Genomic DNA, 22,398 nt, shown 5'->3' on the forward strand with positions numbered 1-22,398 from the left:
CCGGGTCACAGGTCCTCCAGGGCCTTGCCGAGCTCGGCCGCCAACGTTCCGACGTCCGGCGAGCGCATGACGCTGTAGTGGTCGCCGGGGACGTCGATGCTCTCTGCCTGGTCCCCGAGGAGGTCCAGCCACTGCCGGGTCGTTGTGGCATGAGCACCGTCCATGGCCTGGAACAGCCGGACCCTGCCCCGGTACGGAGCGGGCTCGTGCCCGGCCAGCGCGCGGCTGAGGCGCAGGAACCGGTCCGCCAGCCGTTCCAGCGTGGCGGTGTCGACGTCGTCCGGCAGGACGGCGGCGTCCTGCGCCCGCCTCAGCAGCTCCTCGACCGCGGGCCGGCCGTCGGCGGGCTCGAACTCCTCCGGGCCGGGGTTCCAGTCGCTGCCCGCGAGCCCGGCCAGGTCGCGGGCGAAGCGGGCCAGCAGCACCGCGTCGGACGCGGGTTCCGTGCGGCCCGGCGGTTCGAGCAGGTCCACCGCCGCGACGAGTTCGACCGTCCTGCCCCGGCCGGTGAGCAGCCGGGCCGTCTCCAGCGCGATCACGCCGCCCATCGACCAGCCGCCGAGCCGGAAGGGGCCGGCCGGGAACCGTTCGGTGAGCACGTCGGCGTAGTGCGCGGCAAGGCCGGCCAGGGTCGGGGGGACGGATGCGGGAGGGGGGCACTGGAGGGCGTGCAGCGGCTGGTCGTCGTCCAGGAGGGCACCGAGCCCGGCGTAGCAGAGCACGTCGCCGCCGACCGGGTGGACGAGGACCAGGGGTGGGCGGCTTCCGGTGTCCCGGAGCGTGACCAGGGCCGCCCGGCCCTCGTCGGCGGACTCCTCGCGCAGCGCCTCGGCGAGCAGGGCGATGGTCGGCCGGGCCAGCAACGTGGCCACCGGCAGCGACCGGCCGGTGCGCTGCCGGATCCGCGCCGTCATCCGCACCGCGAGCATGGAGTCACCGCCCAGGTCGAAGAAGTTGTCGGTGACGCCCAGCCCGGCCGGTCCACCGGCCGGCCCGAAGAGCTCGGCCCAGATGTCCGCGAGGAGCCGCTCCGTCGCGTCGCGCGGTGCGACCGCATCCCCGGAGTACGGGGCCGTCTCCTCCGGTGACGGGAGGCGGTTGCGGTCCACCTTGCCGTTGCCGGTCAGGGGCAGCTCGTCCAGGACGACGATGCGGACGGGCACCATGTAGCCGGGCAGTTCCCGGCCGAGAGCCTCGCGCAGCTCGTCCTCGGAGGTGCCCGAGACGGCGTACCCGACGAGCCGTCGCGGGCCGCCCCGCTCGCCCTCGGCCACCACGACCGCTGCGCGGACGTCCGGCCGGCGCAGCAGGGCCGCCTCGACCTCGCCCGGCTCGATCCGGTGGCCCTGGATCTTCACTTGGGAGTCCGCGCGCCCCAGGAACTCGATGGTGCCGTCCGGCAGGTACCGGCCGAGGTCGCCGGTCCGGTAGAGCCGCTCCCCCGTCACCGGGTGGCGCAGGAACGCCGCGCGTGTCTTCGCCTCGTCGCCGAGGTAGCCGCGGGCCAGGCCGGCACCGGCGATGTACAAGTCACCGGGGACCCTGACCGGGCGCGGGCGCAGCGCCTCGTCCAGCACATGGAAGCGTTGGTTCCGCATGGGTCTGCCGTACGGGATGCTCGTCCAGTCCGGGTCCACGTGGGTGATGGGGTACTGGATCGACCAGATGGACGCCTCGGTCGCGCCGCCCAGGCTCGAGACCCGCGCGTTCGGCAGCGTCGAGGCGATGGCCGCGGGGAGGGTGACGGGGATCCAGTCGCCGCTCATCATCACCACGCGCAGCGACGGCGGACCTGCGAGGGGCCTCACGTGTGCGACGAACATGTCCATCAGCGCGGGGACGCTGTTCCAGATCGTCACGTCGTGCCGGTTCATCAGGTCGAGCCAGACGGACGGTTCGCGCTGCGCCGACGCGTCGGGCAGGACCACCGCTCCCCCGGCCGACAGCAGCCCGAAGATGTCGTAGACCGACAGGTCGAAGTGGAGCGCGGACAGGGCCAGGACACGGTCGCGCGCCGTCACGCCGAACCGGTCGTTGACGTCCTGGATCGTGTTGACCGCGGCGGCGTGCTCGATCATCACGCCCTTGGGGACCCCGGTGGAACCCGATGTGAAGATGACGTACGCGAGGTCGCCGGGCCCGGCCGGGGAAGGCGGCAGGGGATCGCTCGCGGGCGTACCCTGCGGCTCGTCCGGCTCCAGGTCGACGTGCAGCGAGCGGATTCCCTCCGGCAGGCCGAGCCCGTCCGCGACCGCCGACCGGGTCAGGACCAGACCGATCCCGGCGGTCTCCGTGATCAGCCGAAGGCGCCGGGCGGGCGTCGTGGCGTCCACCGGCACATACGCAGCTCCGGACTTGAGGACGCCCAACGCCGCGACGACCTGCTCCCAGCTCTTGTCCATCACGATGCCGACGAGGACGCCCGGGCCCGCGCCGTGGCCGGTCAGCCAGCGGGCGACCCGGTCGGAGCGGCGGTCCAGCTCGCCGTAGTCGAGGGTCCGGGCGGCGGTGATGACGGCGGGCGCGTCCGGCCGGGTGGCGGCGTGCCGCAGGAACGCGTCGTGCAGCAGCTCGGAAGGAACGGGGGCGTCGTCCGTGGCGCTGACCGCCCGGCGCAGCTCCAGGTCGGCCACCGGGGGCAGCACGGACGGCGGGCGGCGCCACGCACCCTCGCCGCACAGGTCCCGCACCAGGTCCCGGTAGGCGTCCCACATGGCGTCGACGACGCCGTCGGGGAACATCTCCTCCACCACGTCCCAGTTGAGGACGAGTTCCCCGGCCTCCTCCAGGGCCTGGTGGTCGAGCCACACCTGCGGGGTCCGGACCGAGCTGGACACCAGTCTGCCGGAGGCGCCGAGCGTGGTCAGCGCCGTGAGCGCACCGCCGTCGGCGTCGTTCCCTCCCGTCAGGCCGATGGTGCTGGTGAAGACCACGGGCATGCTCGCCAGGCCGGTCCCGCCGCGGGCCCGGTTGAGCTCGCGCAGCACCTCGACGCCGCTGACGTGCCCGTGTTCGAGGTCGGTCAGCAACTGGTTCTGCAACCGCCTGGCACCCGACGTGAAGTCCTCGGCGGGGGCGGCGTCGACCTCCAGCAGGGTGGTCGCGCTGAGATTTCCGACGATCCTGCCGACGTCCTCGTGCAGCGGCCGACGGTGGAACGCCAGCAGGTTGAGCGTGAAGCGCGGCGAGGCGCTCCAGGCGCCCAGCACCTGCGCGTACGCCGTGCACAGGGCTGCCGAGGGCGAGACGCCCGCGGCTGCGGCATGGTCCTTGAAGCGCTGCCACGCCTCGGGCTCGATCCGGCTCGTACGGTGGGTGAACACCGGCCACCGCGGCGGGGGTCCGGGGCGGAGCGGCAGGCGGGGTGCGGGCGGGAGGGAGCCGGCGCGTGCCTGCCAGTAGGCGAGCGACTGCTCACGCCGGGCGGCATCCGTCGCGGCGGCGGCGAGCACGTAGTCGCGGTAGGTGAGGGCGGGAGGGGGTGCCGTGGGCGTGCCGGAGCGGTAGGTCTCCGCCCATTCCTGGAAGAGCAGGGCCGAGCTCCGGCCGTCCATGATCAGTGCGTCGAAGGTGAGGTGCAGCCGGGTGGTGCGCGCGTCGAGCAGGGTCGCCCGGATGTCGAACAGCGGCCAGACGGCGGTGTCGAAGACCTGCTGCCGCATCTCCTCGTGGATCTCCGCCAGGCGGCGGGCCCGTTCGGCGGCGTCGCACGTCCGCAGGTCGGTGGTGGCGATGCGGTAGTCGGGGACCTCGGCGAGCACCCGCTGGTGCCCGTCCCCCGGCACGACCGCGCGGAGCATGTCGTGCCGGTCGACGAGGTGCCGGAAGGAGGCGGCGAGCCGGTCGACGTCGGTGTCGTCGAGGTCGACCTCGACGAGGAAGGAGGTGGAGACGTTGCCGAGTTCGAAGGCGTCGGTCCGGCCGACCAGGTAGGCCTGCTGGAGGTCGGTGAGCGGGAACGGCTCGTGGCGGGCCGCCGGGTCGGCGACGAGCGTCGTCGTGCGGGTCTCCGTGGTGTGGCCCGTGCCGCCGGGGGCCGTTTGGACGGTCCGCGTGATGTCGGCGACGCTGCGGCCGTCCAGCAGGTCGGGCAGCGGAATGTCGACGCCGAGCCGGCGGGCGAGGGCCTGCCGGATGTCCATGGCGATCAGCGAGTCGATGCCCAGGCTGCGGAGCGGCAGCTCCAGGTCGTCGCCGGTGAGGGCCGCGCCGCGCGCGCGGCCGACGATGCCGGCCACCAGGTGGGGGGTGTCCGGTTCGGTGACATTCGGCTCGGTGGTGCTGGTGCTGGGTACGGCGGGTGCGGCCGTGGCGGGCAGCGCTTCCAGGCGTACGCCGTCGGCGAGCGCCACGGGCGTACCGTCGGCGCCGACCAGCCGTACCTGCGCGACCAGCGGCCCGGCGTGAGCCGGTGCTGCCTGTTCCCTGCGGGGGCCTCCCGTCCAGAGCCAGTAGCGCTCGCGCTGGAACGGGTATCCGGGCAGCGAGGCGGGCGGTTGCGTCGTCTCGCCGTGCACGCGCGTCCAGTCGATGCGCACGCCTTGGGTGTAGAGCGCGCCGAGGCTGTCGAGGAGAGTGCGCCGGGCGTCCCCTCCCTCTTCTCCCCCGTTCAAGGACGGCAGGACGGTGGTGTGCCCGGTCGCCCGGAACCGGTCGAGGAGCGGCGTGGCCGACCCGATCTCCACGAAGGTCCGGTGTCCGTCCCGCAGCAGCTCGGCGATCTCATCGGTGAACCGGTCGGGTGCAGCGGCGTCCGCCGGCGTGCGGGCTGCCGCCCGCAGCGCGTCGTCCAGGCTCATCGTGCCGGTGACGCAGGCCGCCACGAGCTCGCCGATGCCGTGGCCGAGGACGGCGGCGGGCTCCACGCCCCAGGAGCGCCACAGCTCGGCGAGCGCGTACGCGACGGTGAACGGCGACGTCCGGCCGGCGCCGGACGCCTCGGCGCACTGGACCACGCACTGGTCCACGCACTGGTCCACGGCGCGGCGGAAGACCGGCTCGGTCTCGGCCAGGCGGGCGGCCGCGTCGGCGTACGACGCGTCCAGGCGGCCGGTGAACAGGAACACCGGGCCCCGGCCGGCCTCGGGGGTCCGCCGGCCGACGCGGACACCGGGTGGCGGCTCCTCGCCGGGGCGCGTCCGGACGAGGAGGTCCCGCAGCTCGGCGTGCGAGGACGCCACGGCTGTGAGCCGGTGCGTGAAGTGCGCCCGGCCCAGGCTCGCGGTCCGGCAGACCGACGCGAGCGCATCACCGTGGGTGCTGTCGGCGAGCAGTTCGGCGTAGTGCGCGGTGAGTTCGGCGAGGGCGGTCGGTGTCCTGGCCGACAGGGTCAGCAGGCGCGGCCCGTCCTGTTCGGCCGGTCGCGGCGCCTTTCCGGGAGTGGCGGGAGCTTCTTCGAGGATCACGTGTGCGTTGGTGCCGCTGATGCCCTGGGAGGACACCGCCGCGCGTTTCGGCCCTGACGTCCGGGGCCATGCGGTCTCCTCGGCGACGAGCTCGACCGCGCCCGCCGACCAGTCGACGTGCGGGGTGGGTTCGTCCACGTGGAGGGTGGCCGGGAGCCTGCCGTGCCGCATCGACAGCACCGTCTTGATGACGCCGGCGACACCCGCGGCGGCCTGGGTGTGACCGATGTTGGGTTTCAGCGATCCGAGCCGTAGCGGCCAATCGCGGTCCCGGTCGCATCCGTAGGTGGCGAGCAGGGCGCGCGCCTCGATTCCGTCGCCGAGCGGGGTGCCGGTGCTGCTCGCCTCCACCACCTGGACGTCGCCCGGTGACAGGCGCGCGTCCTGCAGCGCCCGCCGGATGACCCGCTGTTGCGCCGACCCGCTCGGTGCGGTGAAACCGTTGCTGCTGCCGTCCTGGTTCACCGCGCTGCCGCGCACCACCGCCAGCACGCGGTGGCCGCGCCGCCGCGCGTCCGACAGCCGTTCCAGCAGCAGCACGCCCACGCCCTCGGAGAGCCCGGTGCCCGCGGCGGCTGCCGAGAACGGGCGGCAGCGGCCGTCCGGCGACAGGCCCTGCATGCGGGTGAACTCGGTGAACAGTTGCGGTGTGGCCATGACCGTCGCGCCGCCCGCCAGCACCATCGTGCACTCGCCGCGGCGCAGCGACTGGACGGCCAGGTGCAGCGCGACGAGCGAGGACGAGCAGGCCGTCTCCACGGTGATCGCCGGGCCGCGCAGGCCGAACGTGTACGAGACGCGGCCGGACGCTGCGCCGCCCGCCGTCCCGGTCGTCAGGAAGCCCTCGGCCTCCTCGGGCACGTCGCCGCGCCCCATTCCGTAGTCGTTGCAGGACAGGCCGGTGAACACGCCCGTCTCGGTGTCGCGCACCGACTCGGGGTCGATCCCCGCGTCCTCGAAGGCGCGCCAGCTGGTCTCCAGCAGCAGGCGTTGCTGCGGGTCCATGGCCAGGGCCTCGCGGGGGCTGATGCCGAAGAAGGCCGCGTCGAAGTCCGCCGCGTCGTGGAGGAAGCCGCCGGAGCCCGTCAGGCTGCGGCCGCCGTCGTTCGCCGGGTCGTGCAGGCCGCCGTCCCCGTCGTCCCAGCCGCGGTCACGGGGGAACGCGCCGACGGTCTCCCCGCCCGAGGCCAGCAGCCGCCACAGGGCGGCCGGCGAGTCGACCCCGCCCGGATAGCGGCACGCCATGCCGACGATGGCGATCGGCTCGTGGTCGCCCTGCTCCTGTTGCTGCTCCAGCTCGCGCAGGCGCTCACGTGCGTGGTGAAGGTCGAGGGTGAGGCGTTTGAGGTAGCCGAGCAGCTTCTCGTTCTCGTTCTCGGTGTTGTGCGGTTCTGATCCCATGACGGATCGGGCCTCCGTAGCGGGTGGTGCGAGTCAGGAGCGGGAGAGCTCGCGGTCGATGAAGTCGAGGAGTTCCTCGGCGGTCGCGGCTTCGACAAGTGCTGTCACGTCCGCTTCGGCGCCCGTCGTCGGCTCGGCTTCGCCGGCCGGTACGAGTTCGGTGTCCAGGAAGGTGACGAGTTCGGGAAGCGTCGGCGCCTCGAACAGCAGGGTGAGGGGGAGCTTGAGGTCCGTCGCCGTGCTGAGGCGGTTGCGGAACTCGACCGAAGTGAGCGAGTCGAACCCGAGCTCGCCGAACGGCCTGTCGTCCGGGATGGCCTCGGGCCGTGAGCCCAGGACGGCGGCCATGTGGGTGCGGATCAGGTCGGCCAGGACGCCGGCGCGGTCGGCAGCGGTCAAGCCGGTCAGCTCCTCCCGCAGCGGCCGGCTCCGCCGTCGTAGGGGGGCCTGCCGCGGTCGCCCCGCGCCTGGGGTGGACGCCACCGCGCGAAGGACGGGGGGAAGGTCCGTACCGAGGTCGCGCAGGATCTCGCGGTCGAGGCGGGTGGGCGCCAGGACGGCGTGCGGTGACCGTAGTGCCGCCTCCAGCAGGGCCAGGCCGTGCCGGGGCGTCATCTCCACGAGTCCGGCGCGGGTGAAGCGGGCGCGGTCGGCGGGGGTGAGGGCGCCCATCATGCCGTCCGGGTCGTCCCACAGGCCCCAGGCCAGCGCCAGGGCGGGCAACCCCTGCGCGCGGCGGTGCCGGGCGAGCGCGTCGAGGAACGCGTTGGCGGCGGTGTAGCCGCCCTGCCCGGCGCCGCCGAGCGTCCCCATGACCGAGGAGATCAGGATGAACGCGCCGAGCGGGTGACCGGCGGTCAGTTCGTGCAGGTGCCACGCGCCGTCGGCCTTGACGCGCATCACCCGGTCGATCTGCTCGGCGGTGAGGGAGGTGAGGGGCGCGTCGTCCACCACTCCCGCGGCGTGGACGACGGCGGTCAGGGGGTGCCGGCCGGGTACGGCTTCGATCAGCGCGGCGACGGCGTCCCGGTCGGCGACGTCCACGGCCGCGAACCTCACCTCGGCACCCAGCCCGTTCAGTTCGGACGCCAGCCGGGCCGCTCCGGGCGCGTCACCGCCCCGGCGTCCGGCCAGCAGGAGCCGTCGTGCGCCGTGTTCGGTGATGAGGTGCCGTGCGAGGGCCCGGCCGATGGCGCCGGTGCCGCCGGTGACCAGGACGGTGCCGTCCGGGTCGAGGGCCGTCGGGACGGTGAGCACCACCTTGCCGACGTGGGTGCCCTGACGCAGCAGCCCGAAGGCCTCGGGGGCGTGCCGGACGTCCATGCCGGTGACGGCGGGCCAGGTGAACGCGCCCTCGGCGAACAGCTCGACCACTCGGTTCAGGAGGCGGGCGAGGTGCTCGGGCGGCAGCTGGAGGAGGTTGAACGCCTCGTAGCGCGCACCGGGATGCGCGGCGGCCACCTCGGCCGGGTCGCGCGGGCCGGTCCTGCCCAGTTCCACCAGGAGCCCGCCGGGGCGCAGCAGACGCAGCGACTCGTCGACGAGCTCGCCGGTCAGCGAGTTCAGGACGACGGCCATGCGCCGGCCGCCCGAGCCGAAGCGTGTGCCGAATCCGGGCTCGCGGGACGAGGCGAGGTGGTCCTCGTCGATGCCGAGGGCACGCAGGGCGGGCCATTTGGCGGGGCTCGCGGTCGCGTGGACCTCCGCGCCCAGGTGCCGGGCCAGCTGGACGGCGGCCATGCCGACGCCGCCGGCCGCGGCGTGGATCAGGACGGGGTCGCCCGCGGTCACGCCGCCCAGTTCGGTGAGGGCGTGCAGGGCGGTCATGTGGGCGACGGGCACGGCGGCGGCCCGGGTGAACGACCAGCCGTCGGGGATCTTGACGAGGGTGCGGTGGTCGGCGTGGGCGACGGTGCCGAACGCGGCGGGGAACAGGCCCATCACCCGGTCGCCGGTGGCCAGGCCGGTGACACCGGGCCCGGTCGCGGTGACCACGCCCGCCCCTTCGAGGCCGAGCGGGCCGGAGTCCACAGGGTGGCCGAGGTCGCCGGGGTGCATGCCGAGTGCGCCCAGGACGTCGTGGAAGTTGAGCCCGGCGGCGCGCACGGCGATGCGGACGTGGCCGGGGCCGGGTTCGGCGGCGGCCTCGGGGCAGGGCCGGGCCTCCAGGGCGGTGAGGGTGCCGCCGCGTTCGGGGAGGTCGAGGCGCCAGGCGGGGGCGCCTTCGGGGAGCTGGAGGCCGGGTTCGTTCGTCGCGGGTACGAGCCGGGGCACCAGGACGGTGCCGTGACGGACCGCCGTCTGGTTCTCGTCCGGTGCGAGGGCGGCGGCCGGGACGACGGCCGTGCCGGGGGTGCCGCCCGTGCCAAGGGTGTCGGGGGTGTCGGGGGCCAGGTCGACCAGGGCGAAACGGCCCGGGTGCTCGACCTGCGCGGTCCGCACCAGGCCCCAGACCGCCGCCTGCGCGAGGTCCCGGACGGTCTCGCCGGGCCGGGCGGCCACGGCGCCACGGGTCACCAGCACCAGGCGGGACCCGGCGAGCCGGTCCTCGGCCAGCCATCGGCCGAGCAGGTCCCGCGTCCGGTGGACGGCGTGCCTGGCCGCCGTCGCCGCGTCCGTTCCGGCCTCGCCGGCCGGGCAGCTGACGAGGGCGTGCTCGGGGGGCGCGGCCGCGAGCGCGTCCAGGTCTAGGGCGGCCCACGGGGTGGGCACCTGTCCGGCCGGCGGCCTGGCCGGCGATCCGGTCGGTGATCCGGCCGGTGATCCGGCCGGTGATCCGGCGGTCCGGTCGGGCAGCGGTTCCCAGGTCAGTGCGAACAGGGAGTCGCGTGCCAGAGCGGTGGGGTCGGTCGTGCGGCCGGCTGCGACCGGGCCCAGTTCCAGCGACTCGACCACGCCCACCGGCTCTCCCGACGCGTCGAGCAGGGTCAGGGAGGTCAGGGACACGCCTCCGTCGCGTCCTTCCGCGGCAGGTACCGCGTGCATCCGCAGGGATGTGCGACCTCCCGTCGCCCCGAGCACCGTCACTCCGCGCCAGCGCAGCGGCTGCACGTACTGCCCCTCGTGGCGGCCCTCACGGCCCGCGGCGTCTGCGTCTGCGATCAGGTTGTGCAGCGCTGCGTCGAGCAGGGCCGGGTGCAGGTGGTAGGCCCCGGCGTGCGCGGCCTCCGGCTCGGGCAGCAGGGCCTCGGCGAACTGCTCGCCGTCGCGTCGCCAGGCGGCTCGTAGCCCCTGGAACACGGGCCCGTACTCGTAGCCTTGCAGGGCGAGGTCCTCGTACGTACGGGCCGGCGGGACCGGCGTCGCGCCGGCCGGAGGCCAGGCCACCGGCTCGGGGGCGGGGGCTGCGGCCGGGCCGGGGCCGAGGGCGCCGGTGGCGTGCTCGGTCCACTCCCCGCCGGTCGCGCGGCCCGATATCCGGCAGGTCCTCAGCCCGTTGCCGTCCTCGTCCGACACCCGGACGCGCAGATCGACGGCGCCGTCCTCCGGGAGTTCCATCGGCGTGACGACCGTCAGTTCCTCGATCCGCGCCGTGCCGGCCTTCGCTCCCGCGTGCAGGGCCATCTCCAGGAACGCGGTGCCCGGTACGACGACCGTTCCGGAGAGGGCGTGGTCGGCCAGCCAGGGGTGGGTACGGGTCGACAGCCGGCCGGTGAACACCGTCTCACCGTCGCCGAGGTCGACGGCCGCACCGAGGAGGGGGTGGCCGGCCGGGGCGAGGCCGAGGGCGTCCGTGCCGGAGGGGCCGGCCGTGCCCGGGCCCGTGCTCGTGAGCCAGTAGCGGCGTCGCTGGAAGGGGTAGGTGGGCAGGGCGGGCAGCAGGTCGGCGTGGCCGGCGGCCGTTCCGGTGAGTCCTTCCCACGCGATGGGCAGGCCCTGGGCCCAGGCGTCGGCGGCGGAGGTGAGGAACCGGCGCAGGTCGCCGTCGTCGCGGCGCAGCGAGCCGGTGACGATCCCGTCGGCCCCGGCTTCGTCCAGGATCTGGCGGATGCTGCCGGTCAGCACCGGATGCGGGCCGACCTCGACGAACGTGGTGTGGCCGGACGTGATGAGGGCGTCGACCGCTTCGTGGAAGCGCACGGTGTGCCGCAGGTTCCGGTACCAGTAGGAGGCGTCGAGCGCACTGCCCTCCTGCCAGCCGGCGGTGACCGAGGACATCAGCGGGATCCGGCCGGTGCGCGGCGTCAGCGTCGCCAGTCCGGAGAGAAGCTGCTCGCGGACCGGTTCGACCGCCGGGCAGTGCGAGGCGTAGGTCACCGGGATCACGCGGGCGTCGACGCCGTCGGCCCGGTAGGTGCCGACCAGGCCGGTGATCGCGTCCGGGGGTCCGGCCACGACGGTGGTGGCCGGCCCGTTGACCGCGGCGATGCTCAGCGTGCCGAGGCGTTCCCGTACCTGCTCGGCGGGCAGCGGGATGGCGGCCATTGCCCCCTGGCCCGTCAGGCCGGCGGCCAGTCTGCTGCGCAGCGTGACGGCGCGGGCGCCGTCGTCGAGGGAGAGCGCCCCGGCGACGACGGCGGCGGCGATCTCGCCCTGGGAGTGGCCGATCACGGCGTCCGGGACGACGCCGGCCGACCGCCACAGCTCGGCCAGGGACACCATCACGGCCCACAGGGCGGGCTGCACGACGTCGATCCGGTCGAGCAGGGGTGCCGCGGGGTCGGGGTGGGGTGCCTTGTCCAGGACGGTGGTCAGCGACCAGTCGACGTACGGCGCGAGGGCGCGTTCGCATGCGGCCAGGCGGGCGGCGAAGACGGGACTTTCGGCGGCGAGCGCCGAGGCCATGCCCCGCCACTGGCCGCCCTGGCCGGGGAAGACGAGAACGGTCCGGCCGGGCTCGGCCGCGCGGCCGGTGACGAGGCCGGGGGCCGTCTCGCCGCGGGCCAGGGCGGTGAGGGCGCGGTCGGCCTCCTGGCGGTCACGGGCGATCACCACGGCACGCTCGTCGAGGGAGGCCCTCGTGGTCAGGGCCGGTGCCGCGGCGACCGGGTCGAGCGGCCCGGCGGCCAGCGTACGGGCCTGCTGCCGCAGCGCGTCCGGGGTGCGGGCCGACAGGACGACCGGCACGACGGGCGGCCGTGCGTGCTCTGTGGTGGGTCCGGCCGGTGCGGTCGCGGTGGGCGGCTCGGCGAGGATGACGTGCGCGTTGGTACCGCTGATCCCGAACGAGGACACGCCGCCGCGCCGGGGCTCGCCGGTGTCCGGCCAGGGGCGGGCCCGGTCGAGCAGGGCCACCGAGCCGGCCGTCCAGTCCACGTGCGGGGACGGTTCGCCGGCGTGCAGCGTGGCGGGCAGGGTCGCGTTCCGGATGGCCTGGACCATCTTGATGACGCCGCCGACGCCCGCCGCCGCCTGCGCGTGTCCGATGTTGGACTTGAGCGACCCCAGCCACAGCGGCCGGTCCCGGTCGCGTCCGTAGGCGGCCAGCAGGGCGTTGGCCTCGACGGGGTCGCCGAGGGCGGTGCCCGTGCCGTGGGCCTCCACCGCGTCGACCTGCTGCGGCGTGAGCCCGGCGTCGGCAAGGGCGTCCGCGATGACGCGCTGCTGGGCGACGCCGCTGGGCGCGGACAGCCCGTTGGAGGCGCCGTCGGAGTTGATGGCGCTTCCGGCGACGACCGCCAGCACGGGGTGGCCGTGGCGGCGGGCGTCCGAGAGCCGTTCGATCACGAGCATGCCGGCGCCTTCGGCCCACCCGGTGCCGTCCGCGCGGGCGGAGAAGGCTTTGCAGCGGCCGTCACCGGCCAGCCCCCGCTGACGGGAGAACTCCACGAACATGCCGGGCGTTGCCATCACCGTGACCCCGCCGGCCAGGGCGAGCGAGCACTCGCCGGTCCGTACCGCGCGCACCGCCTGGTGCAACGCGACCAGCGACGACGAGCAGGCCGTGTCGATGGTCAGCGCCGGCCCGTTCAGGCCGAGGACGTAGGCGATACGCCCGGAGATCACGCTCGCGCTGGTACCGGTCAGCAGATGTCCGGCGACGCCGGGCCCGGCCGCTTCCATGCCCGGCCCGTAGCCGGAGTGGGTCGCCCCGGCGAACACACCGGTCCGGCTGCCCTTCAGCGTCGTGGGGTCGATGCCGGCGCGCTCCAGCGCCTCCCACGTGACTTCCAGGAGGAGCCGCTGCTGCGGGTCCATGGCGAGGGCTTCGCGCGGGCTGATCCCGAAGAACTCCGCGTCGAAGTCGGCCACGTCACGTATGAAGCCGCCTTGGTGGACGGAGGACGTCCCGGTCCGGTCCGGGTCCCCCGTGCCAAGGAGCGCCGTCAGGTCCCAGCCGCGGTCGTCGGGGAAGTCGCCGACGGCGTCGGTCCCGGTGTCGGCCACGTGCCAGAGGTCGTCGGGCGAGCACACCCCGCCGGGGAAGCGGCAGGCCATGCCGACGATGACGACGGGGTCGCCGGCGTCCGTCCGGTCCTGCGTTTCCGGCGTGGAGCCGGGGGTGGTCGTGCCCGCCTCGCGCCGGCGCTCGTCGACGGCGGCGGCCAGCGCTGCCGGGGTGGGGTGGTCGTAGAGGACGGTGCTCTCCAGATGCAGGCCGGTCGCGGTCGACAACCTGTCGCGCAGTTCGAGGGTCATGGCCGAGTCCAGGCCCATCTCGCGGAACGTCCGGCCGGGCCGCACATCGTCGGCCGCCCCGGAGCCCAGCACGACCGCCGTGAGGCTCCGGACCAGGTCCAGCGTCGGCCTCCCGGTGACGGCCGGGGACGGGACCGGGTCCTGGTCGGGCACGGCGTCAGGCACCTGCTCCGTGGCCCCGGGCATCCCGGGCGGCCAGCAGGAGCGGCGCTGGAACGGGTACGTCGGCAGGTCGGTCAACGGTGCCGAAGCGGGCAGCAGCGCCGCCCAGTCCACCGCGACGCCGCGTACGTACGCTTCGGCCGCCGCCGTGAGGAACCGGCGACGGTCCCCGTGGCCGCGCCGCAGCGTGCTCAGCGCGGCGCCGTCCCCGCCATAGGTGTCGATCGCCTGCCGGATGCCCATGGACAGCACCGGGTGCGGGCTGATCTCCAGGAACGTCGAGTGGCCCGCCGTGAGGAGCTTCTCGACGGCCGGTCCGAACCGCACCGGTTCGCGTAGATTGCGGTACCAGTAGCCGGCGTCCAGCTCGGCTGTGTCGACCGGTTCGGCGGTGACGGTCGACCAGAACGGCACGCTGATGGGGCGGGGGGCGATTCCGGCGAGGACGGTGACCAGTTCCTCCCGTAGGTCCTCGACGTCCGCGCTGTGCGAGGCGTAGTCGATCCGAAGCCGTCGGGTCCGTACCTCCGGGCTTTCGCAGGCGTAGTGGGCGGCCAGCGTGTCGAGTGCGGCGGCGGGGCCCGAGACCACCGTCTGTGCGGGGCCGTTGACCACGGCGACCGACAGCGAGACGCCCAGCGCTGCCAGGTCCCGCTGCACCTGGCCGGCGGGGAGTTCGATCGCCAGCATCCCTCCGCCGCGGCCCGCGATCCGGTTCAGTACCTGGCTGCGCAGGGCGACGACCCGGGCGCCGTCCTGGAGCGAGAGGGCGCCCATGGCGGTGGCGGCGGCGATCTCGCCCTGCGAGTGGCCCACCACGGCGGCGGGCTGCACCCCGGCCGAGCGCCACAGCGCGGCAAGCGACACCATCACCGCCCACAACGCCGGCTGGACCACCTCGTCGGCTTCCAGCGGCGGCGCGCCGGGGGCACTGCGCAGGACATCGATCAGTGACCAGTCCACGTACGGACGGAGAGCGTCGGCGCATTCGCGGAGGCGGCCGGCGAACACCGGGGAGGTGTCGATCAGGTCCGCTGCCATGCCCGGCCACTGCGAGCCCTGGCCGGGGAAGACGAAGACCGGGCTGACCGGGGGTCCGTCGTGGCAGCCCTCCACCACGGCCGGTGACGGCTGCCCGGCCGAGTGTGCCTCCAGTCCGGCGAGCAGGTCGTTCCGGCTGTCCGCGACGACGACGGCGCGGTGTTCGAACGTGGTGCGGGTGACGGCCAGCGAGCGGGCCACCGAGGCCGCGCCGAGCTCCGGGCGCGCCTGGAGGTGAGCGTGCAGCCGTGCGGTCTGGTCGCGCAGGGCGGGTGCGGTACGGGCCGACAGAGCGCAGGGCAGGGTCTTGGCCCCGTCTTCGTCGCCGGCGGGGCACTCCGCGGTCTGCCAGTCGGAGAGGATCACGTGGCAGTTGGTGCCGCCGATCCCGAACGAGCTGACCCCGGCGACCAGCGGCCCGTCCGGCGAGGGCCAGGGCCGGGTGTCGGTGTTCACCTGGAGGTGCAGCTCGTCGAGCGGGATGCGCTCTCCGGGCGCGGAGTGGTTCAGGCTGGGTACGAGTTCGCGGGCGCTGATGCTCAGGACGGTCTTGATGAACCCGGCGATCCCGGCGGCGCCCTCCAGGTGGCCGATGTTCGTCTTCACCGATCCGACGAGGAGAGGGGCGTCCTCGGTACGGGCCGATCCCAACGCGGCACCGAGCGCGGCAGCCTCGACCGGGTCGCCGACCGGTGTTCCCGACCCGTGCAGCTCGACGTAGCGGACCTCGCCCGGTGCGACGCCCGCGTCGGCGCAGGCGGCGAGGAGGAGCCGCTCCTGTGACGCACGGCCCGGCGTCGGGAGCGTCTGGGTCGCACCGTCGTTGTTCAGGGCACTGCCGCGGATGACGGCATGGATGCGGTCGCCGTCCCGGACGGCGGCTTCCAGGGGCTTGAGGACGACGATCCCGCCGCCTTCGCCGCGGACGTAGCCGTTCGCGCGTGCGTCGAAGGTGAAGCAGCGGCCGTCCGGCGAGAGGGTGCCGGCCCGTTCCAGGGCCAGGGTGCTCTGCGGCGCGAGGATCAGGTTCACGCCACCGGCCAGGGCCAGGTCGGACTCGCCGTTCCGCAGGCTTGTGCACGCCAGGTGCACGGCGGTCAGTGAGGACGACTGGCCGGTGTCGACCGTCAGGCTCGGTCCGTCGAGGTCGAGGGTGTAGGAGATCCGGTTGGCGATCACGCCGCGCTGCAGCCCGGTCAGCGTGTGTGCGGTGACCGCGTCGGGGCCCAGGCCGTGCAGCAGGGTCGCGAAGTCGTCGGCGATCGCGCCGAGGAACACGCCCGTCCGGCTGCCGGCGAGGTCGCCCGGCCGGGTCCTGGCGTCCTCGAGGGCCTCCCAGGCCAGTTCGAGGGCCAGCCGCTGCTGCGGGTCCATGGCGACGGCCTCGCGCTGCGAGATGCCGAAGAACCCGGGATCGAACCCGTCCACCTGGTCGAGGAATCCACCGCGTGCCGGCCCGCGGCCACCACGCCGGTCGGTGACCGCGTCACCGCCGCTGCGCAGCAGGCGCCAGAACGCGGCCGGCCCGTCCGCTTGCGGAAACCGGCAGCCGATTCCGATGACCGCGACCGCGCGCGAAGGGAGATCACGCGCGCCGTGAGCAGAAACGTCCGTCATTGATGCACCCCCGCGGTGGACCGGAAGATCAGGTGGATCAGGAGGTCGGAAGGTACCGGGGGTTCGGTAACTGCGGGGTCATCGACGGATCGCCAGGTCTCGGTGCCCGGCAGGGGGGGCAGGGCGGCACGGCCGCTTGTCTGCCGGCCGCGCCGGGACCGGCTCCTGTGGCGTTGGTGCGGTCTTCAGCCGGTGACCGCTTCGGTGCCCAGTGCGTTGAGCAGGTGGGCGAGCTCTGCCGGCGCCTCCAAGTGGGCCATGTGGCCCTGGCCGGGGAGTACGTGGACGTCGGCGTGGGGGACGTACTGGCGGACGTCGTCGAACGACGTTCCGTAAGGGGGTGTTCCCTGGTTGCGTTCGCCGACGATCAGGTCGACACGGCCGGCCTGTCGTGCCATCTCGTCGGGAAGCGGTGCCGTGTTCAGTGCGGCGAGTTCGGCGTGCGTCGGCATGCTCAGGCGTTGCAGGGTCGCCCAGGTGTGTCGGTCCGCTCGCAGGGCGTCGACATGGGCCGCGTCAAGGCCGGCGACCTGCCGGTTCACTATGTCGACGGTGGCGTCCCAATCCGAGGCGAGTTCGGCGGCCCTGAGGTCCGGCAGGGCATCTCTGCCGAACGGCCGCACGACCGGCTCGTAGGCGATCACCTGGCGCAGCGGGCGTTCGCCGGCGGCGAGCAAGGCGATCGATCCGCCGTAGCTCCAGCCGAAGACCGCCCGGGTGGCGGGGTACTCGTCGAGAACCGCACCGAGGTCCTCGACCTCCGTCCGTAACGAGTACGCGTGGGTCAACGGCCCCGACGGCGTGCGGCCTCGGCGGTTGACGACCGTCACCGACGGCCAGGCGTGGATGGCGGTCGCGACGTGCCGCCACGCGTGGGCGTCGCTCATCCCGCCCGGGACGACGACAAGCCCGGGGGCGTCCGGCTCGCCGTACACGTCGACCGTCACCCAACTGCCGTCACCGACCGGCACCTTATTGTGGATCGTTCGCTCCATAAAGCCATTATGGAGCGAACGCTCTACAATGCAAGGGTGCCCCGACCGACCCGTGGACGACCACGAGCCTTCGACCGTGACCGTGCGCTCCTCGACGCCGCCCGCCTCTTCTGGCGGTCCGGCTACTCCGGCACGTCGACCCGCACCCTCACCGCGACCCTCGGCCTCTCCACCTCCAGCCTCTACGCGGCCTTCGGCAGCAAGGCCGGGCTGTTCGAGGAAGCGGTGCGGACCTACGCGGAGCGTTACCGGGAGATCTACCGGCACGCCGTCGCGGAGAAGGACCTCCGGACGGTCGTCGAACGCGTCCTCGTCGACTCGGTCCACGAGTTCACCCAGCCGAGTGACGAGCATCCGGGCTGCCTTCTGAGCAGCGCCGCGATGACCGACAGCACGAGCACGCTCGACACCAGCGCCTACTACACCGAACTGCACGGGTGGAACGAGCGAACCCTCCGCACACGCATCGATCAAGCCGCCCAGGACGGGGAACTCGCCACCGGAACCGACACGGCGGCCCTGACCGGTCTCGTCCAGTCGGTCGTGCACGGCCTGTCGGCGCAGGCCGGTCTGGGCGCGGGGCGCGAGGAACTGCTCGCGACGGCACGGCTTGCCCATGAGCTGATCTGCGGGCGGCTCATGTCCAGCGGCAACAGCACGGTCTAGGCCTGTCAGGCGGATCAGGTGACCGTCTCGTCTTCAGGTCGTTGGCATGAGCGTGGAACGGGGAGAGGGTGGACACCGCCCCACTGGCCCTGCTGATCACGCCGGGCCAGTGGGGCGACTCGACGATCTACAAGCGCAGGAACGAAGTCGAGCGGACGATCGACGCATTGAAGAACTCCGGGGCTGCCATGGCCACGAGGTTCGAAAGCGCAGCTTCATCTTCCACGGCACCGTCACCGTCGCCTCGATCCGACTTCGGCCCCGCCCATGATCTCCGCCTGACCTAGCCGCCGGTCGTGCCGTCGAGCATCTCGCGCAGGATGTCCAGGTGGCCGTTGTGGCGGGCGGTCTCCTCGGTGAGGTGGAGGAGGATCCAGCGCAGGTCGACGTGGATGCCGTTGCGGATGGTTCCCTTGGCCTGCGTGGCCAAGTCGTTCCCGGCGACCAGTGCTCGGTAGCGAGCGCTCTGTTCGGCGTATTCGTCGAGCAACTGAGTGAGCGGGAACTCGACGGCGATACGCATCTCGCGGTCCGGGTCCTCCTCGGTCCAGGGGCCCCGGTCTTCCTCGCCGAGGAAGACCACTTGGAACCAGTAGTACTCGACCCAGCGGAGATGGTTGATCACTCCGCTCATGGTCATCAGCGGTGAGCCCGGCAGGAGCGCCTTGCGGGCGTTCTCCGCGGAGACGCCATCGCACTTGGCGCGGGCAGTGTCCCGTGCGTAGTCGAGAAACGTGGTGAGCTGGGTGCGCTCGTCCCACGCGGGCGGTGTGTCGTCGATTCTTGTCATCGCGCGAAGCGTCCCCGATCACCGCGACGATGTCGAGGCATTTACGACGGACCCAACCTGCTCCACTCAGCTCCTTGTCCGGTGGGTCGCTGCAGCTGTTCAGCGCCGGTGGGCTGCCCGTCGTGATCCGTCGGACAGATCGCAGTCGGCCGCCGCGCCGAACGGGTTGTCGATGACGTACCGCCGGGCTGGTGGTGGCACGAGCTCAGGAAGCCGGTGGGGCGGCTGGTGTTGGGGGTGTCTTTCGGCGGGCGCGGTATGCGGCTGCTTTGATTTTGTTGCCGCAGGAGTCCATGCCGCACCACTGCCGGCGCATGCCCCGTGAGCGGTCGATGTAGATGCGGGTGCACTCCGGGTTGCCGCATTCCTTGAGCAAGGGCACGTCCGCGCCGCTCAGGAGCTCGATCGCGCGCCGTGCCACCAGGGAGAGGGCTTCTTCCGGTGTGGCCTGCGTCCAGCGTCCGGACGGGGTGAGCTGGGGTGCTGCGGGTGGCTTGCGTGCCGCGTTGTTCAGTACGGCCAGTGCCGCCCTGTCGTACTCCGTCCCCAGGCGACGGGCGGTCACCAGTGCGTAGATGGCTTCCCTTACGGTCGTCGCCTGCGCGACATCGGCCTCGCGGCCGGGTGAGACCGCATCGACGAGGCCGGACTCCACGTACCAGGCGTTCAGCCTGTCGGGTGCCGTGAACATCTCGAAGCGCACCGAGCGACGTGCTCGTAGTGTCGCGGCGAAGTCGAGTGCCGGGTCTCCGCACACGAAGACGTGGTCGAGGTTCACGTCACCATTCTGGTGGGTGACGGCGGAGCCCGGCAAGATCGGTCGGCCGGCTGGAGTCAGAGGCCCAGGTCGGCGGCGAGGCAGGAGAAGGACGTCCACGAGCGGGCGGGGTCGTGGGCGTGGCGCGCCGGGTCCTGCACCGTGGCGGCCTTCTCCTCCGTCAGGTCCTCGTGGCGTATGCGTTCGGGCAGCTTGCCGAAGCGTGCGCGGCGTGCCGCCGCGGCGCTTTCCTCGGTGGTCCGGTGTTCCATGGCGAGCTCCGTTCGGTGTCGTGGGTGGTGCCGGAGTCCGGAGTCGGGGGGTCCACATCGGCGGCTGCCCGGGGGAAGGCGGCGTTCGTGTGCGCCGGATGCTGCGACGACTCTGACTGTCGCACATGGTTCGTCACCGGTCCAGGCGGTGACGTACGTTTTGTGGGCGGCGGGAGCCGGTCAACCGCAGTCGCCGCCGGGCCAGATGCCGGCGGGCCTGTGGGCCAGGAGGAGGGTCAGCAGCTCGAACGGAACCGCCGCGAGGTTGAGCCATACGCTCACGTACGCGAACAGGCCCGGCTTCGTCGATGCCAGCAGCACCGCGCACCGCCGGCGCATGCCCAGGGCCGCGACGACGCAGACCACGACAGCGGTGACCCCCAGGGTCAGGCCGGCCCACGCGGCGACGTATTCGGTCGTCGCGACGGGTGCCCGCATGGCCTTGCACGGCACCGACTGGTCGTCGCGGTGTCCTTCCGCCACCAGCGCGTACCACGCAGAGGCCGCCCCCAGGACCGTGGCGAGCGGGACGAACAAGGCCTGTTTCGTCAGGACGGGTGGGACAGGGGCGGGTGAAGAGGCGTTCGACACCGGGTCAGCCTAGTGCCGGCCTGCCCGTGGCCGTGTTCACTCCCCCGGGGTGACCAGGCCCGACTCGTACGCGAAGATGACCGCCTGCGCCCGGTCCCGTAGGCCCAGTTTGTGCAGCACCCGGCCGATGTGGGTCTTCACCGTCTGTTCGGCCAGGACGAGTGTGGAGGCGATCTCCTGGTTCGACAGGCCGCGGGCGATCAGTTCGAGGACCTCCGTCTCACGGGGCGTCAGGCCGTTCAGGCGGAGGGACGGGGCGCGGCGTGGGGCTGCCGGGCGCTTGGCGAAGTCGGCGATGAGGCGGCGGGTCACGGAGGGGGCGAGGAGCGCTTCGCCGGCGGCGACGACCCGGACCGCGGAGATCAGGTCGGCCGGCGGCGCGTCCTTGAGGAGGAAGCCGGACGCGCCGGCGCGCAGGGCCTCGTACACGTAGTCGTCGACGTCGAAGGTCGTCAGCATGAGGACCTTGGGGCGGTGGACGACGCCGGGCGGGGGGTCGAGGAGGCGGCGGGCGGCCTCCAGGCCGTCCATTTCCGGCATGCGGACGTCCATGAGGACGACGTCCGGGTGCGTGGAGCGGCTCAGTTCCACGCCGCGCGCACCGTCCGGTGCGTCGCCGACGACGTCGATGTCGGGCTGGGCGGCGAGGAGCGCGGCGAAGCCGGCCCGCACCATGGCCTGGTCGTCGACGATGATCACGCGGATGGTCATGCGGTGGGGGGTTCCTTCTCGAGGGGGGTGAGGGGGAGCCGGGCGGCCACGCGGAAGCCGCCGAGCAGCGGGCCGGTGTCGAGGGTGCCGCCGACGAGGCGGACGCGTTCACGCATGCCGACCAGGCCGTGTCCGGTCCCGGTCGTCTCCAGTGGCGGGCCGGGCGCGGCCGGCGGGGCCGCGTTGACGACCAGCACCATCAGGTGCGTGGCGTCCTCGTCCAGGGAGACGGAGACGCGCACGGTGGCGCCCGGCGCGTGCCGTACGACGTTGGCCAGGGCCTCCTGCACGATGCGGTACGCGGAGAGGTCCACGGACGGCGGCAGTTCCGGCAGCTCCGGCAGGGTCAGCTCGACGGGGACGCCGGCTCGTACGGTCGCCTCGGCCAGCTGCTGGAGCCGGTCGAGACCCGGCTGGGGGGCGCGCTCGCCGTGGGTGTCCTCGCTGCGCAGCACGCCGAGCAGCCGCCGCATCTCGGTGAGCGACTCGCGGGCGGTGGCGGCGATGGAGCCGAACTCCTCGCGGGCCTCGGCGGGCAGGCCGGGCAGCCGGTAGGGGGCGCTGTCCGCCTGCACGGTGATCACCGACATGTGGTGGGCGACCACGTCGTGGAGTTCGCGTGCGATCCGGGCGCGTTCCTCCAGCAGGGTGCGGCGGGCCCGCTCGGCCTCGCTGATGGTCTCCTGCTCGGCCAGCGCCCGCCGGGCGTCACCGCGCCCGCGCAGGGCACCACCGACGAGGAGCAGCATGCCGCCGAGGATGACGGGTACGAGCCAGCTGCCGTTGCCGTGGTGCGAGGACGTCGACTCGAAGAGGTAGCCGGTGACCGTGGTCAGCCCCCAGACGGCGACGCTCGTCCGGAACCGTTCCCGCAGGCCGACGGCGAGCATCAGCACCAGCATCCCGATGATCAGCGGTGCCGGCCACGGCCAGACGGTGGGGCCGCCCGGGCCCGGTGTCGGCAGCGCCAGGACGCACACGGTGTCGGCCGCGAAGGCGATCTTCCAGGCGAGGAGGGGCCTGGTCACGGCGATCAGGAGCGGGACGGTCTGCGCCACGGAGAGGAGCATGGCGAGGCCGCCGTTCATCCCGTAGGAGCGCGGCAGCAGGGTCGCGGTGACGGGCAGCAGGACGGCCAGGAACACGCCGGCGACGGCGTACGGCAGCCAGCGTACGAACGGGCGCGACGACTGGCCGAGCAGGGGCTCGGGCGGGCCGGCGGGGGTGAACAGGTCGCGTACATACGCGAACGGCGTGGACGGTGCGGGCGCCGGCGGCGCGGGCGGGGGCGGGGAGGGGGACTGGGACATGGCGTGATCAAGCGTAGGGGGGGCGGGGGGCCGGTGGCGTCACCCCCAGGTGCCTACTCGGGGGTCATACCCCGGTATGACCACCCGGCTGCGGGCCTGCG

10 protein-coding genes and 1 pseudogene are annotated in these 22,398 nt (G+C 73.5%); 2 read left to right on the plus strand and 9 right to left on the minus strand.

Features of this window, described 5'->3' with window-relative positions; all coding sequences use genetic code 11:
• Window positions 1–5: 5 nt before the first annotated feature.
• The 3 genes from IE305_RS19680 to IE305_RS19690 form a co-directional block, all read right to left on the minus strand.
• A complete protein-coding gene (locus IE305_RS19680) occupies window positions 6–6,806 on the minus strand; it encodes a non-ribosomal peptide synthetase/type I polyketide synthase (RefSeq protein WP_190130980.1) in 6,801 nt (2,266 codons plus the stop codon).
• A 33-nt stretch (window positions 6,807–6,839) separates the two neighbouring features.
• Window positions 6,840–16,205 carry a type I polyketide synthase gene (locus IE305_RS19685; protein ID WP_190130981.1) on the minus strand — a complete coding sequence of 3,122 codons (9,366 nt, stop codon included), beginning with the start codon at window positions 16,203–16,205 and terminating at the stop codon, window positions 6,840–6,842.
• A gap of 185 nt (window positions 16,206–16,390) precedes the next feature.
• On the minus strand, window positions 16,391–17,200 hold the full coding sequence (locus IE305_RS19690) for an alpha/beta fold hydrolase (RefSeq protein WP_190130982.1): 810 nt from the start codon (window positions 17,198–17,200) through the stop codon (window positions 16,391–16,393).
• Window positions 17,201–17,236: 36 nt separating this feature from the next.
• On the opposite strand from IE305_RS19690, the gene IE305_RS19695 reads away from it, so the two are divergent.
• Together IE305_RS19695 and IE305_RS19700 are read left to right on the plus strand one after the other, a co-directional pair.
• Window positions 17,237–17,866: a TetR/AcrR family transcriptional regulator gene (locus IE305_RS19695; protein ID WP_190130983.1), complete on the plus strand. Its 630-nt coding sequence runs from the start codon at window positions 17,237–17,239 to the stop codon at window positions 17,864–17,866.
• Window positions 17,867–17,924: 58 nt separating this feature from the next.
• A pseudogene (locus IE305_RS19700) lies at window positions 17,925–18,137 on the plus strand (hypothetical protein); the annotation flags it as partial.
• Between the two features lie 12 nt (window positions 18,138–18,149).
• Here IE305_RS19700 and IE305_RS19705 read toward each other — a convergent pair.
• The 6 genes from IE305_RS19705 to IE305_RS19730 form a co-directional block, all read right to left on the minus strand.
• Window positions 18,150–18,656: a DinB family protein gene (locus tag IE305_RS19705; RefSeq protein ID WP_190130984.1), complete on the minus strand. Its 507-nt coding sequence runs from the start codon at window positions 18,654–18,656 to the stop codon at window positions 18,150–18,152.
• A 205-nt stretch (window positions 18,657–18,861) separates the two neighbouring features.
• Window positions 18,862–19,434: a CGNR zinc finger domain-containing protein gene (locus IE305_RS19710; RefSeq protein WP_190130985.1), complete on the minus strand. Its 573-nt coding sequence runs from the start codon at window positions 19,432–19,434 to the stop codon at window positions 18,862–18,864.
• 56 nt (window positions 19,435–19,490) lie between these two features.
• Window positions 19,491–19,685 carry a hypothetical protein gene (locus IE305_RS19715; protein WP_190130986.1) on the minus strand — a complete coding sequence of 65 codons (195 nt, stop codon included), beginning with the start codon at window positions 19,683–19,685 and terminating at the stop codon, window positions 19,491–19,493.
• 180 nt (window positions 19,686–19,865) lie between these two features.
• Entirely contained in the window at window positions 19,866–20,222 is a 357-nt protein-coding gene (locus IE305_RS19720) for a hypothetical protein (protein ID WP_190130987.1), read from the minus strand.
• Window positions 20,223–20,312: 90 nt separating this feature from the next.
• Window positions 20,313–20,987, minus strand: a complete 675-nt coding sequence (locus tag IE305_RS19725) for a response regulator (protein ID WP_190130988.1) — start codon at window positions 20,985–20,987, stop codon at window positions 20,313–20,315.
• The gene (locus IE305_RS19730; protein WP_190130989.1) at window positions 20,984–22,297 is read right to left on the minus strand and encodes a sensor histidine kinase; all 1,314 of its coding nucleotides are present in this window, start codon (window positions 22,295–22,297) and stop codon (window positions 20,984–20,986) included. Before IE305_RS19730 ends, IE305_RS19725 begins: the two co-directional genes overlap by 4 nt.
• Window positions 22,298–22,398: the final 101 nt, after the last annotated feature.

This window comes from Streptomyces mashuensis, from assembly GCF_014654785.1.
GTDB classification, from domain to species: Bacteria; Actinomycetota; Actinomycetes; order Streptomycetales; family Streptomycetaceae; genus Streptomyces; species Streptomyces mashuensis.

Bases quoted from the DNA above. Each gene is read 5' to 3' on its own strand.
- IE305_RS19715 (WP_190130986.1), bottom strand. From the start codon at position 19,685: ATGGAACACCGGACCACCGAGGAAAGCGCCGCGGCGGCACGCCGCGCA.
- IE305_RS19680 (WP_190130980.1), bottom strand. From the start codon at position 6,806: ATGGGATCAGAACCGCACAACACCGAGAACGAGAACGAGAAGCTGCTC.
- IE305_RS19730 (WP_190130989.1), bottom strand. From the start codon at position 22,297: ATGTCCCAGTCCCCCTCCCCGCCCCCGCCCGCGCCGCCGGCGCCCGCA.
- IE305_RS19690 (WP_190130982.1), bottom strand. From the start codon at position 17,200: ATGGAGCGAACGATCCACAATAAGGTGCCGGTCGGTGACGGCAGTTGG.
- IE305_RS19685 (WP_190130981.1), bottom strand. From the start codon at position 16,205: ATGACGGACGTTTCTGCTCACGGCGCGCGTGATCTCCCTTCGCGCGCG.
- IE305_RS19705 (WP_190130984.1), bottom strand. From the start codon at position 18,656: ATGACAAGAATCGACGACACACCGCCCGCGTGGGACGAGCGCACCCAG.
- IE305_RS19725 (WP_190130988.1), bottom strand. From the start codon at position 20,987: ATGACCATCCGCGTGATCATCGTCGACGACCAGGCCATGGTGCGGGCC.